7 protein-coding genes are annotated in these 14,750 nt (G+C 48.7%); all 7 read left to right on the top strand.

Translation table 11 applies throughout. The annotated features are described in order from the left end of the window. Positions 1–431: 431 nt before the first annotated feature. Genes V3C63_RS01430 through V3C63_RS01400 form a run of 7 tightly spaced genes read left to right on the top strand, consistent with a single transcriptional unit; the run spans position 432 to position 14,744 of the window. Positions 432–671 (top strand): acyl carrier protein, encoded by a 240-nt coding sequence (locus tag V3C63_RS01430; RefSeq protein WP_329886036.1) that lies wholly within the window; start codon positions 432–434, stop codon positions 669–671. Next, the gene (locus tag V3C63_RS01425) at positions 672–911 is read left to right on the top strand and encodes a hypothetical protein (RefSeq protein ID WP_329886035.1); all 240 of its coding nucleotides are present in this window, start codon (positions 672–674) and stop codon (positions 909–911) included. Beyond that, positions 908–1,750 (top strand): thioesterase II family protein, encoded by an 843-nt coding sequence (locus V3C63_RS01420; protein ID WP_329886034.1) that lies wholly within the window; start codon positions 908–910, stop codon positions 1,748–1,750. Before V3C63_RS01425 ends, V3C63_RS01420 begins: the two co-directional genes overlap by 4 nt. Beyond that, the gene (locus V3C63_RS01415; protein ID WP_329886033.1) at positions 1,743–3,038 is read left to right on the top strand and encodes a radical SAM protein; all 1,296 of its coding nucleotides are present in this window, start codon (positions 1,743–1,745) and stop codon (positions 3,036–3,038) included. The genes V3C63_RS01420 and V3C63_RS01415 overlap by 8 nt, the downstream gene beginning before the upstream one ends. Before the next feature lie 14 nt (positions 3,039–3,052). Next, positions 3,053–4,354, top strand: a complete 1,302-nt coding sequence (locus tag V3C63_RS01410) for a class I adenylate-forming enzyme family protein (protein ID WP_329886032.1) — start codon at positions 3,053–3,055, stop codon at positions 4,352–4,354. After that, the gene (locus V3C63_RS01405) at positions 4,351–5,070 is read left to right on the top strand and encodes a thioesterase II family protein (protein ID WP_329886031.1); all 720 of its coding nucleotides are present in this window, start codon (positions 4,351–4,353) and stop codon (positions 5,068–5,070) included. The genes V3C63_RS01410 and V3C63_RS01405 overlap by 4 nt, the downstream gene beginning before the upstream one ends. Continuing rightward, positions 5,067–14,744, top strand: coding sequence for a non-ribosomal peptide synthetase (locus tag V3C63_RS01400; protein ID WP_329886030.1), 9,678 nt, complete (start codon positions 5,067–5,069; stop codon positions 14,742–14,744). The genes V3C63_RS01405 and V3C63_RS01400 overlap by 4 nt, the downstream gene beginning before the upstream one ends. Positions 14,745–14,750 lie beyond the last annotated feature (6 nt).

Genomic DNA, 14,750 nt, shown 5'->3' with positions numbered 1-14,750 from the left:
TGGTGTTTTGGCCCACTTTCCCTGACGGTGCAATGCAACACATTTGCGTTTGAATTCATAACTGTATTTCATAAAAATACCCTCTTACTGCTTGTCCAATATTGGGGGTATATATCAATGTGCGCGACATCTTTTCAGAGGGGGAGACACGGTCTGAGTGGTAAAAATATTTTAAAAATCATGGACCATTTTGCTTTTAATATGAGTTAATTATTGATATAATTACAGAAATTAGCCTTGTTAAACATTGAACATCCTTACTCACCACATCTTGCCATGTGGATTTTGAGGCTCTTTAGGAGCGACGACTGAATAAAACCGCTGGGATTATTACCGTTCGTTTTTTATGGATCAATATTTTTTTAAGCCAAATGTTAGATAAAGCTAATAATAGAGGCCATTTAGGATTTCAATACAAAAAGGAGCGTTGCATGGAAAAAGAGATTACAAAAATATGGTGCCGGATTCTCGAGATCGATCGTATTGAACCAGATGAAAATTTTTTTGACCTCGGCGGAAATTCCATTACCGCAATGATGATTCTCGAGGACGTTAATAACAGGTTTAACGCCGGACTAGTTCCGACAGATCTGTATTCAAATGACACGGTTAGAAAAATGACTGCCATGGTTGCGGAAAAATTACAAGAGATGGGAAAGAAAGAGAATTAAATGCTGAAAGAAATCGAAGAAATTATTTTAAAAATTGCCGCTCCCCAGGATACCGATCTGATTGCCTGCGATGCGCAGAGTTATCTTGACAATCTTAATTCATTGCGTTTTATCGAATTGATAACGGTTATAGAAGAAAAGTATGATATTCGCTTTGCAAATGAGGATCTGATGAAGCTGGCGGGCGGCGGCGTGGATGATTTTGTCAATATGGTGGAAAGGTACGTGCCTGCAAAATGATTTTATTCTGTATTCCGGGGGCATCCGCTTCGGCGATGATGTTTATTAAATGGCGAAAAATGTTTGATGGCAACGTGGAGGTCTGTCCGGTTGAACTTCCCGGCAGAGGCCTGCGCTTCCGGGATGCCCTTATCTCTGATATGAAATTACTGGCAAAGGATCTTTACAGGCAGATAGAAAAAAGACTTCAAACGCCTTATGCGATTTTGGGTTATTGCCTTGGCTCGATTGCCGCGTATGAGCTTTATGGCGAAATAAACAGAAATGGCGCGCCGCCGCCGAAGCATTTTTTTCTGGTCAGCGGGGCAACGCCTGACAGCCAGGGAGATGGCGCGACGCTTTTTTATAATGAAAAATCGAAAAAGTATCTGACGGAAATCATTCATTATCTTGTGGGGACGCAAACGCATTCTGGAACAGAGCAGACGGAATTGTTTTCCGAGTCGGTATCGGATTATGCATTTGAGAAAAGGGGCGTTGTATCGGAAAGCGATGTGTTCGTATATGCAAAAATGCTTCATCAGTATGCTCTGCCGGTGCGTAATCCGGATGGATTCGCCCGGGAAATAACGAACATCGTCCGGATTTTCAATGCAGATTCTGTCATGCTGCACCGTTACAAGCCGGAGAAACCGTTTCGGAAGATCAAGGTGCCGACGACGATGATCTGGGCCGAAGACGATCATCTGCTGAGCCGTTTGGAACCTGAGAAATGGCGCGCGTTTATCGACGCGCCCTTTGAGATCATCCAAGTTTCTGGCGAACATCTTTTTCTATTCTTTGAGCCATCGGCCTCCATCAAGGTTATCAAAAGGAGAATTGAGCAGATTTATGTTTGATCAAAAAATATTGCTTCCGCACCAATATTATTATCCGCATATTGATTTGCTCCGAGACAGAAGTTCTGCCGAGCTGAGAAAATCATTCGCGCAGGAACTGGATGAGAATCGCGGCGCTGATGCGATGCTCTATGTGCATTTCCCGTTTTGTGATTCGAAATGCCGTTTTTGCGGATTCGACAAGGAATACAATCTTGATGCCATCAATGGGTACGTGGACAAGGTCATTGCGGAGCTTGAATATTATTCCCAATACGGATTTTCTATTAACAACATCCATTTCGGCGGCGGGACGCCGTCGTTGATCCCGCCGTTTCTTCTGGCCCGGATACTTGCCGTGATTCGAAAAAACTACGACATGCTGCCGGATGCGGCGATCAATATGGAAGGATCCTCGACATCGCTGTACCAACCCGAAATGATCGCGTTTTTGCTGAATGAAAACATTACGCGTGTCAGCACAGGCGTCCAGACGTTTTATCGTCCGCTGCGTGATTTTTTTGAAATCAAGGCAACGCTTGAAGAAGTCTATCGGACCCTTGAAACGCTCCACAAAAACAATATAAACGTATTTGTCGATATTTTATATGGCTATCCTGACTATGGATTTGAACAGACGCCGGAGCAGATCGTCGAACAGGATTTAAAAACGGCCATGCGGCTTGATGTAGGCGGCATCGACTATAGCCACTTGTATCCGATGAAAAATAAACTTGAACCGTCTATCAAAGACGGCGCGGTTCAGCTTCCGTCGACAAGTGAGCTTCTCACAATGATGGATCGAGATATGGCCATGCTGGAAGAAGGTGGCTATTGTCAGGAAACATCCTATGGCTTTGTCAAACGCGGCGATATCATCATGGAAACATCCTATTACGGCGGGGAGGACAATGTCAGCAATTGCCTTGCGATCGGTTCCGGGGCTTTCGGGCTGATAGGCCGATGCAAATACCGCAATCCTCTGTATCATGCGTATGTCACCCTGCCGACGCCATCTTATTCGCAGATAAAAGTCTTGACGGATCAGCAGATGAATTATATGCAAATCGTCGGATTCCCGAAAGTCCTCAGGCTCAACAAGTCTCAATTTGAACATTCGGCCTATCGCGAGGTGTTCTTGCCGAAGCTTAGTAAGCTCATGAAAGCCGGCCTGTTGGCAGAAGTTTCGGATGCCTATGTCCTGACAAAAAAGGGCAGGTTATATGTTGACAATATATACTACGACCTGCTCGATGACGTAGAGCGAAGGATTGTTGACGGGCAGCTGTCCATTATTAAATATGATTGAGAAACGGAGGGAAAATGAGGCATCACAAGGCAAATTTTTATATTGGCGAAAAATCTGTGCCGAAGCAGTCTGTTTTAGATGCGATTGGCAAGGCCGCCGATCAGATGGAAAAATTTGGCATTTGCGAGAAGCAGATAATCTGCTGTCAAAGTAAAACTTCCATCGGCATCTATGTGCTGTATCATGCGGCAATGCATCTTCAGGCGTCAGTTCTGCTCGTAAGCGGCGATTATCCGGCGGCAAAAAAATTGCGGTCAGGCGCGCTGATGGCTGACGTGTTGGCCCTGTGGGATCAAGGATTGATCCAGCTTGAACGCCGCCGGCATCCTGTCGCGCTTGAAATACCCGCTCGCTCGGTACTTCAGATGACATCGGCAACGACCGGCGAGCCGAAAATGGTTTTGCGCACAGAAAAGCAAATCCATATAGAACTTAAGCGGTACCTGACCCATATGCGATACGGAGAGCATGAAGAGCGTTTTTTGCCGGCGGTGCCATTTTATCATTCCTTTGGCTTTATATGCGTTATGCTGGCGGCGGATAGAATCGGCGGCACCATTCTATTGCCGGATATTCTGCTGCCGCGGCGTGTGGCGGAGCTCTCTGAGCGGATGCATGTGGATTACCTGTATGGCGTTCCGCACTTCTTGGATGCCATGCTTCGCATCGGCGGGCAGTACACACTTGGAAAAAAAATAGGCAGGATCGTTTCTTCAGGCGGCCGGCTTTCGGCTGAAACCGCTGCGGAACTGACAAAAAAATTTGACGTGCCGGTTCTTCAGCAGTACGGGTGCTCCGAAGCTGGGAGCCTGGCTGTCGGGACGTGCCGGGATGACAGCACGGATGTAGGCAGACCCATTGGGAATATTGTATTCTCAGTGGCTCAAAAAGACGGACAATCTGTCATTTGTGTGGATACGGCGGGTTCGGCCGGCGCCTATGTTGACGAAGCAACCGGCATTCACAATCTTGACGGCCACGCATATTTTACAAACGACGTTGGATATATTGATAAAACCGGAAGCGTGCACATAACAGGCCGTGCCGACGACGTTATGATCATTGCCGGTAAAAAAATCAGCAGACAGCGCATCCAGAGCGTCATTAGCGACATCAACGGTATCCATAAGGCGGTGGTCAGTATTTCTAAGAATCCACCCTACGATCTGATTTGCCGGTATTCGGCGGATTTTGATATATCCGATGCGGCGTTTCGTCGATATTGCGAGACGCGGCTTGCGGGATATGAAATTCCGGCAAGATTTATTCGTTCCACACAGGAATTGAAATCATGGAAGGATGGGTTTGCCTTATGAAAATGATCTGTTTTCCACATGCAGGCGGATTTGGCAATTACTACAGCTTTCTGCAGCGGCTTCAGGCACCGGTGACATGTTGTCCGATCGAATATCCCGGGCGCGGAAAAAAGGTGAATACCCCATATCCCGGTGATATGCAGGGGTTTGCTGATTATATTATGAAAGAATTGGACATGGTTCTGGCAGATGATGAGCCCTGCATACTTTTCGGCCACAGCATGGGTGCGTTTGTAGCTTATGAAGCCGCACGCAGACTAAAAGGCCGCGTCCGCCTTCTGATCGTTTCAGGGCAGGCCGCACCTGATGAATTTGAAGGGGTGGCGATTAACTGTGATTCAAGAGCTGATGTGATGAATTATATCATGTCGATGGGCGGAAGCGATGTGGAATTATTTAGTTATCTACGGGCAGAGGATTTTTTCATCCCGATTGTACAAAGCGATCTCAGGCTTGTACAGAGTTATCGTCCCGAACCGCTTGCCGAAAATGAAAAGCCTGACGCTGTTGCAGTGCTCTGCGGTAGGGATGATGTGGAGGTGAGGCAGACTGATCTAACGACGTGGAAACAGTGCGCATTAGATTTTTACGGCGTTAAATACTTTGAAGGTGGGCACTTTTATATGAATGCTCAGAACGATTCGGTCATTGAATATATCAGCCAGTTACTTAACCGGGCGTGCCGGTGCTCTGGTGGAAAAGGAGCATGCGAATGAATAACAGGACTTCATTTCCGATGACGAATGCACAGCTTGCATACTATATGGGTCGGTCCCAGCGTTATGTTCTCGGCGGTACGGCTGCGCATGTGTATTATGAATTTAAAAATAATTTGGATGCAGATCTGCTGGAGCGGGCGTTAAACCTCGCTATCCGCAGGCACGCGATGCTCAGAACCGTGTTTCACGATAATGGCACGCAGCAGATTCTCGAGGAAACAGCGCCTTATCGTATTCAAAGGTATGATTTATCGGCGTCTGATGATGCCGCATGGGAAGCGTTTGTCAGTCGGAAGCGTGCAGTGCTTTCGCATGAGAAAATGGATCCTGAACAGTGGCCGCTGTTTCGTGTAGAGGCAGCGAAGACGCCGGATGGCGCGACCTATCTTTTTTTCAGTTTTGATCTGCTAATTGCGGACGGAAGCAGTCTGATTCTCGTTTTCCACAGCATCATGGACTATTATGACGCAATTGAACGGGGCGAGTTGCCGTCTGTTCAGCCCGACTTGCGTTTTGCCGAATATGCGGCGTGGCAAAACGAGATAAAACAGAGCGAAAAATATCGGCGTGACAGAAAATACTGGGAATCGAGAGCGGAGGATTTGTGCTTTGCTCCGGATCTGCTTCATACGGAGGAAGTCCCAAAGAAGAAACAGTACAAAAGGCTGATCCATCAGATTTTGCCGAAGCAATGGAAAATGATCAAGCGACAAATCAGAAAAAATAACGAAATTCTGACATCGGTGCTGTTTGAGCTTTACGGTGAGGTCCTTGCATACTGGAGCGGCGATGAGCGCTTTACGATTGCGCTGACAATGTCTAACCGTGGTGCGAGGCGCGGTAGATACCTCGATGTGGTCGGCGATTTCACGTCCCTGATGCTTCTGCCTTATGAAAATACTGCGCAAACCAATATCTATTCTCGCGCGCATCAAGTGACGAAAGAACTGATGGCAGCCTATCGCCATAGTAGCTGCGACGGCTTCGAGGTGGAGCGGATCATCAGTCGTCAACGCAAGCAGCAACATGAAAACCATTTTGATATTGTTTTTACAAGCATGCTCGATGAATCCGATGCCAATCGGATGCCGATGCGCATCGGCCGGCTGATGAACAGCATCAGTCAGACGCCGCAGGTGCGCCTTGATTGCCAGTTGCTTGAAATTGAGAACAAACTTGAGATCACGTGGGATTATCTTGACGGCTATTACTGCGAAGAAAATATGACGCTGGCCTTCTCACAATACATCAAAATGATTGAGCAGCTTGCGGTATCCGGGCAAAGACTTGTCCTGTCGCCGGATGCGAAAACAGTCGAAGCTGTGGGGGCCTATAACGCCACGAAACAGCCCGAGCTTCCGCACGCTTCAATGATCCCGGCCATAGAAAATGCATTGAAAAAATTCGCGGATAAAACGGCGTTTAAAGACAGTCGCCGCAGCATAACCTTTCAGGAGCTGGATATTTATTCAGAGGCCGTTAAAAATGCAATCCTTGTCGAATATCCGGCGGGAAGCCATATCGCGATCAAGGGAAACCGTTCGATCAGCACAGTGATCTATATCGTTGGCGTCATCCGCGCGGGCTGTGTTTATATTCCGATTCATCCGGATTATCCGGCCGATAGAGTAAACTATATTTGCGACGTATGTGCGTGTGGCCTTTATTTTGATTCTGATTTTTTTGATGGAAAGTTATACGACGCGCCCGTGTCGGCGTATGAGGCCACAGCTCCTGTAACGGCAGACAGCAGCGCATATATCATCTATACCTCAGGCAGCACGGGTCTGCCCAAGGGGGTTGAGATCACCCACGGGCAACTTTGCAATACGATCTTTGATATGAATGCGCGACTCGGTCTTGGAAGCGACGACGTTCTGCTCAACGTATCGGCATTTAGCTTTGATTTGTCGGTGTTTGACGTATTTTCAGGCATTACCTCCGGCGCTTGTGTCTATATTGCTGACGACGCCCGGGATATCCGCACACTTAAATCTGTCCTTCACGCAGAGCAGGTCACGATTCTCAACGGCGTTCCTTCCGTTGTTCAGTTGATCACAGAGCAAAGTGAAGAGGAAACCTATCAGTCACTACGCCATGTTCTGATGAGTGGGGATTTTATTCCGCTGACATTGCCGGAAGCGCTTGCCAGAATCTGCCCGAATGCCGAACTGCTTAGTCTTGGCGGCGCAACGGAGGCAACGATATGGTCGATTGCCTATCCCATTGATGCGAGCGTCCGATATACCGAAAGCATTCCCTACGGCTATCCGCTGGCGAATCAGACTTGCTATGTGCTGGATAAAAACCTCCAATTATGTCCGGCAGGTGTCAAAGGAACGATATTCATCGGCGGTCGAGGTGTTGCAAAGGGTTATCATCATGACGCTGAAAGGACCAGGGCGGCCTTTATTCAGCATCATCAATATGGCAGGCTATACAACACCGGGGATCTGGGCGTTTTTACATCCGAGGGTTTTATTCGTATCCTGGGGCGCAAGGACGACCAGGTGAAAATCAACGGCTTTCGCGTGGAAACAGGTGAGGTAGAAAAAGCACTAATGGATTCGGACAAGGTCAGCTCCGCCGTAGTGATCGCCAGCGGGGCGGCCCTGCATAAACAGCTGATAGGTTATATTGTGCCGCACGTGCAAAATCATACCGTTCTGCTGGAGGAAGCAGGCCAGACCTTACAGCTTCTATGCGATAGATGTCGTGAAGTCGAAGCGCCGGACGCGGCTGAATTTAATCAATTTGTTGCGCTGGCAGAAAAAACAGCGACAGCGCATATGAAACGGGTCATTTTGCAGTTATGCAAAGAAGGCGGGATGGGAGACGATTTTTTTACGCCTGAATTGCTGGTCAGACGCAGCGCTGTCAAGCCTGGTTATACGAAGCTGATGCGTCAATGGCTTAAAAATTTGGCAGAAGACGGCAGCATCGATGCGGATCACGATCGCTACTGTGTGGCACGGCTTCAGAACGTTTCCGATGCAGAAATGGACGCCCTTATTCGCGAGGCCGCATCTGCAGTCGGGAATCCCACCTTTTTTCTTAATACGATAAAATACGGAATCGATATTCTCAAGGGGGAAAAAGAGGCATTGACCTATTTGTTCCCCGATGGCGATTTCAGTGCGGCAGAAGCCATTTATCACGGCAATGACATTTCGCGCTATTTCAATGAGCTGGCGGCAAAGGCTGTTTTTGAACTTGTTAAAAGCATGTTAAGTCGTTCGGATGGCGCTGTCCGCATTTTGGAAATTGGCGCAGGGGTCGGCGGCACCACGCAGCGCATTGTCGAATTGCTTGCCGGATTGCCGGAAGGCAAAATCGCCTATACCTTTACCGATCTTTCCCAATATTTTCTGAGCGAAGCCAAGAAGCATTTTTCATCGTATCCGTTTATGCAGTATCGACTTTTTGATATTGACAAAACGATTCCGGAACAGCACTTTGGATACGAATCATTTGATGTGGTTATTGCGGCGAATGTCATGCATGATGCCCGCGATGTCGATCATGCTATGACCCTGACCACCCAACTGCTTGCACCCGGCGGTGTGATGGCGATGCTTGAGACGACGACGGATTCGCGCATTCAGATGGTTTCCACGCATATGATCGAGGGCTACAACCATTATGAGGATTTTCGTGTGGCGGCGTGCGCGCCGTTAATTGCGGCTGATGAGTGGGAGCAGGTGATGAAGCGCTCCGGTTATGCACAGGCGGTGGCTTTTCCGCAAAGAAACGCAGCGGTATCCGTTTTTGGCGAGCACCTGATTTTGGGGATGCGCGGGTCAAAGCGAAACTTCCTGACAGAGACGGAATTGGCACAACTCAAAGAGAATATAAGCAGCAAGCTGCCGCCTTATATGCTGCCGGCTCATCTGATTCAGCTTGGCGAGTTGCCGCTGACGGGCAATGGGAAAGTGAACAAATCTATGCTGCCGGCCGCCTCGCCTCATGCGAAAGGCCAGAATGAGCATAAACATCCTGAGACTCAAACAGAGCAGCGTATTTTTGGTGTGTGGCAAGAAATGCTCGGCACAGAGAATTTTGGCGTCACCGACAATCTGTTTGCCATCGGCGGCGATTCCATCATGATGGTCAGAATGACCGCGATTCTGGAGAAGCAATATGGTTATAAGCTATCGCTGAACGATTTTCTGACCCATGCCACGGTTAAAGCGCTTGCCGAACTGATCGATAGCTCGGATGTGGCCAATACAGCGCAAAGCTATGCCCATGATGAAGCAAACGCATACGCCCCATTTCCGCTGACATCGGTACAGCTTGCCTATTTGGTGGGTGGCTCGCAGAGTCAGGGAATGGAAAGCATCACGACACAGGCGTATTACGAGCTAAAGACCAGCTGGGATATTGATCAGCTCCAAAGAGCCGTGAATCAGGTGATAAAACAGCAGCCGATGCTTCACGCTGTGGTTAGTGAAAACGGAACACAGCGGATTCTTGCCGATTATCCTGAATTTGTTATTCGAAGACACCAATATCATTCCGATGATGATATTGTCACAATTCGGAAAAGGCTTGAGGGCAGTCCGATTGATCCGCATCGTTACCCGATGTTTGAAATGGAGTCCATAGCGTTGCCGGACGGCGATCATTATCTTTTCCTGCACTTTAACCTGCTGATTGCAGACGGCATGAGCATGCAGATTATGATACGACAGCTTTATGATGCGTATTATGGTAATAAGATGTGCATGGATCGTGACGCATTTACATTCCGCGACTATGTTTGCTGCCGCAGCAGTCTCCTTAAGGAAGGGATTGACCGCGAAGACGCCGAATACTGGCATCATATCATGCCGGATCTCGCCCCGGCACCGCCCATTGCGGATAAACCGGAAACAGAGATTATAAATCCGCATTTCAAACGGTTGCGAACGCTGATCTCGAAAACAAAATGGCAGTGGATTTTATCGCAGATCGCTGAAAATCAGACGACAGCGGCATCCTATTTGCTGACGATGTACAGCAAGGTGCTTGGATACTGGTCCGGAACGCAGGCGATGACCATCAATGTTACGACGTTTGACAGAATGCCGCTAAGCGACAATGTCAACCACATTATCGGCGACTTTACCACGCTTGTGCTGGTTCCCATTGTTTTAGAGAAGGCATCGCTTTGGGATCAGGTGCGTCGCGTCCAGCGGCAGATCCTTCAAAGCATCGGGCATGCCAGGTATGACGGCATCCGGGTCATGCGCGACTATAGGGAACGCGTGGCCGATCCGGAGAAAGCGAAGATGCCGGTCGTCTTTACCAGCATGCTTTTCAACGATCACGGCAAAAGCTTCGAGAAGGCGCCTGGCGAGGTCTGCTACAGCGTCAGCCAGACCCCGCAGGTGCATCTCGATTGCCAGGTTATGGAAAATAGTGAAGGCCTGAGCGTTACGTGGGACTTTGTGGATGAGCTGTTCGAGCCAGAAAAAATAAAAAGCATGTTCGCACAGTTTGAAGCGCTGATTTGCAGTGGCGCAGATGACGTGCCTGATGATGGGATTTTACAGCCGACTCCTGAATTTATCAAAGCGATCGGTCGATATAATTCAACCGAGTCGCAGGTCAGGGCATCGACGCTGAAAGCGCTTATAGAGGCAGGGCTGAAACAGGCGCCGGATCTTGTTGCCATTTCTGACGACATCGGAAGCATGACTTATCGTGAACTGGACGAAAGAACCGGGCAATTAGCGGCAAGACTGCAAAGATGCGGCGCGGGACCCGGCGTGTTGGTTGCTGTTGAATGTAGAAAGGACCTCGAGACGGTTGTTCGCCTGCTTGCCATCGCCCGAAGCGGCGCAGCCTATGTGCCGCTCGATCAAGATTATCCAATGTTGCGAAAGCAGGCCATCATCAATCAAAGCGGATGCAGGTTTACCATGCGAATCGGTACAGACGATATCGTCGCAGTTCCTGATAAAGCTGGGCAGGAGGCGTCGGACGATCTCGCCTATGTCATCTATACTTCCGGCAGCACGGGCACGCCGAAGGGGGTGGAAATTTCACAAAGCGCCATTGTCAATACATTGCTGGACATGCGTGAGCGCATGAAGCTGACAAGCCGCGATGTCTTTGCGGTGATCACTTCGTTTTGCTTTGACCTTTCAGTGTTTGATCTGTTTGAATCGATTCTGCTACACGCGCATTTGGTTGTGGTTTTAGATCCCAGAAATATTCGTCAAACGACACGAATGCTGACACAACAAGGCGTTACGGTCATCAACTGTGTTCCTGCAACGGCTGAACTGATCGTGGATCATATGACAGAACAGAATCATACCGTGCTAACCGTTTTGTTAAGCGGGGATTTTATTCCGCCTGGGCTTCCGGAAAAAATCATGAAGAAAATGCCAAATGCGAAAGTGTGGAGCCTCGGAGGGGCGACCGAAGCGGCGGTTTGGTCAATCGCATATCCGATCACAAGGGATTACGACAGATCGCAACATATCCCCTATGGGTACCCTTTGTCCAATCAGACCTGTTACGTGCTGGATGAGATGATGCGGCTTTGTCCGCAGGGGGTGATTGGCGAAATCTGCATAGGCGGCAGAGGGGTGGCGCTTGGCTATCGCAATGCCCCGGAACTGACGAAGACAGCCTTTCACATGCATCCGCGCTTCGGCAGAATCTACCGCACGGGGGACCTGGGAAAAGCGGATGCCGATGGCTGCATTCATATTCTTGGACGTAAAGACCATCAAATCAAGATCAATGGTTTTCGTGTGGAAACAGGAGAAATTGAGCATGTACTTGAGGAAAGCCGTCAAATCGAGCGGGCAGTCGTCGTGTATGACAAGGGGCAAAACAGCCTGACCGGATACATCAAGCCCGCCGTGCGGCCGGTTAACGCTCCGGAAATATGGCGGACGGAATCATTATTCGACCAAATACGTGCGCAAAGCAACGACGGGATTCGCACCTTGATGACAGGCGGCGACGATGCCCATATGCGCAGGGCGGATCAGTCAGTAATCAATCAGATGAAACAGGTCATTTATGAGCTGATTGCTGAGGGCCGTGTCGCCCAACCATTCACATTGGCATCCTTCTTTGATCAAACAGGTGTGCGTAAGATATACATCAAGCTGATGCGTCAGTGGTTTGCCATATTGATACGGGAAGGCTTTATGGATTGCGACGGGCAGCGCTATTCCCTTCTTTATGACGCATCCTCACTTAAGGACTGGCATGTCAGTCTTGAGGATATCCAGACGGCCATTGGAGATATAACATTCATCAGCCAATGCCGCGAAAATCTGAAAGAGATTCTTCTTGGCAAGGTGGATGCCTTGCGGCTGCTTTTCCCGGATGGGAAAATGGCGGCCGCCGAGGAACTTTACAAATCCAATCAGATTTCGGCCTATTATAACAAGCTGGCTGTTGATGTCATCGGGCGTTACGTTGGTGCGATGGGGGAACCGGCCAGCGTGATGGAGCTGGGAGCTGGTACGGGTGCCACCAGCGCCGGTGTGATCGAAAAGATACAGGAAAGCTGCAGGGAATATCTATTCACGGACGTCTCGGATTTCTTCACGGATGCGGCCAGGGAGAAATTCAAGACCTATTCGTTTATGAAATACCAGAACTATGACATTAATCGTTCGCCGTGTGAACAGGGGTATCCCTATGAGCAGCATGACGTGATTCTCGCGGCCAATGTCATGCACGATGCGGTGGATGTCAAAAAATCGCTTGGATATGCAGCGAGCATGATTAAGCCAGGCGGCGTTCTCGTTCTTCAGGAAATGACAAGAACTAGCCTCATTCAGTTGGTGTCAACACGGATGATTGAAGGCTATTCGGATTTTAACGATTTCCGACTTGAAAAAAATTCACCGACCCTCGATGCGAAAGAATGGGAATCGGTTCTGAAAGCGGCCGGATTTGAGACCGTATCCTGTTTCCCGGATGCCAAAATAGAAAGCGATCTGTTTGGCGAGCACATTATCCTTGCGGGGAAACCAGCCGTAAGCTGTTACCTCAATAAGACTCAGCTTCAGGACGAGACGGAACGAATCAGGGATAAGCTGCCGACCTATATGATGCCATCGGCCTGGATGCAGCTTCGGGCATTCCCGCTGACTTACAATCAGAAAGTCGATCTAAAAGCTTTGCCGCAGCCGAGGCAACCAGAGAAAAAGGGCACGGCATTCGCGCAGCCCGAAACGCAGGAAGAAAAATTTCTCTGGGAACTTTGGCGCAGACAACTTGGCCATACGCATTTCGGCGTGACAGATGATTTCTTTCTTATCGGCGGTGATTCCCTGAAAGCGATCAAAACCATCGCCGAGATTAACGAACGCTACAGCCTTGAGATGACGGCGTTTTTTGAAGCTCCAGACATCCGGCATATTGCGGCCAAGATGCAATCGGATGGTCGTGTCATTCGAGAAAAGTTGTCGGCGCTGTACGGCAGGATGGACGGCCAGACCGTGACACCGCCAGTCGATGCCGCAGATGAATGGGCGCAATACGAAAAGAAAATATCGGAGGATATGGCGCATTTAAAACTTGAGAATGTTGCTGGATCAAATGAGAATATCCTGCTGTTTGGGGCAACGGGCTATCTCGGATGCTACCTGTTAAGATTACTGCTGAGAAATATTCCTCAGGATATAACGGTTATTGTGCGTTCAGCGGATGATGCGGCAGCTGCAAAACGCGTTGCCGAAGGGTATCGTTTTTATTTCGGGGATGCCCAGTCGAAGGCCGCGGCGCAAAGAATCCATGCGGTTTCGGGCGACTTCACACAACCACGTTTCGGGTTAAAGCCGGGACGTTATGATAAGCTCGCAAATACGATTACCTGCGTGATTAATACGGCCGCCATGGTTAAGCATCAGGGCGTCTATGAAGCGTTTTATCAGACGAATGTCTGCTCGGTTGTCAACATCATTCAATTCGCTTCGACTGGGATCCCGAAGGCCGTGCACCATGTTTCCTCCAATGGCATTATGTTTGGCACTTATCCCGATGGGGATAACAGAACGCTTTTTACCGAGTATGATTGCGATAGGGGGCAAACTTTCAAAAATTATTACCTGCGGTCAAAATTTGAAGCGGAAAAAATAATCATGCAGGCACGTCAGACGCAGGGAATGAATATCAATATTTATCGTGCGGGATCAATTATGTTTGATTCAAGCAGCGGGCATTTCCAACGGAATATGGCTGAAAATACGGCTTATATGTTCTTCCGAGCCTTTAAAAAGATGGGCATTGCCCCGGCGGATCTCGATTTTTCATTCGACATCACCTTTGTGGACCAGCTTGCCGATGCCATGACCCGTATCATTTTGTCAGGGGTGTCGCTAAACGATGTTTATCATATGGTTAACCCGAACCGCGCCAACCTGAGCGAAGTATTTCGCCACGGACTGGTCGCGAAGAACCTTCGCCTGATGAACTTTTCAGAGGTATGTGAATTTTTTGAAAGGCATTTTGAAGACGAGATCTATCGTCCGTATATTCAGGATGTCCTGTATAACTGCGAAATGATCGCCTTATTGAATCGACATGCCAAGCAGCTTACAACGTGGAAAACGGAATGGCTGCTTAAAAAATTAGGCTTTAATTGGCGTCCGGTTTCGGACGAGATGATTGCCCGGGCAATGCACTATGCTGAAAAAACAGCTTATATTTAAATTTTT

The organism is Pseudoramibacter faecis, assembly GCF_036289405.1.
Taxonomy (GTDB): Bacteria; Bacillota; Clostridia; order Eubacteriales; family Eubacteriaceae; genus Pseudoramibacter; species Pseudoramibacter faecis.
The sequence above is the reverse complement of the archived record's forward strand: the minus strand, read 5'-3'. Positions and strand labels throughout refer to the sequence as shown.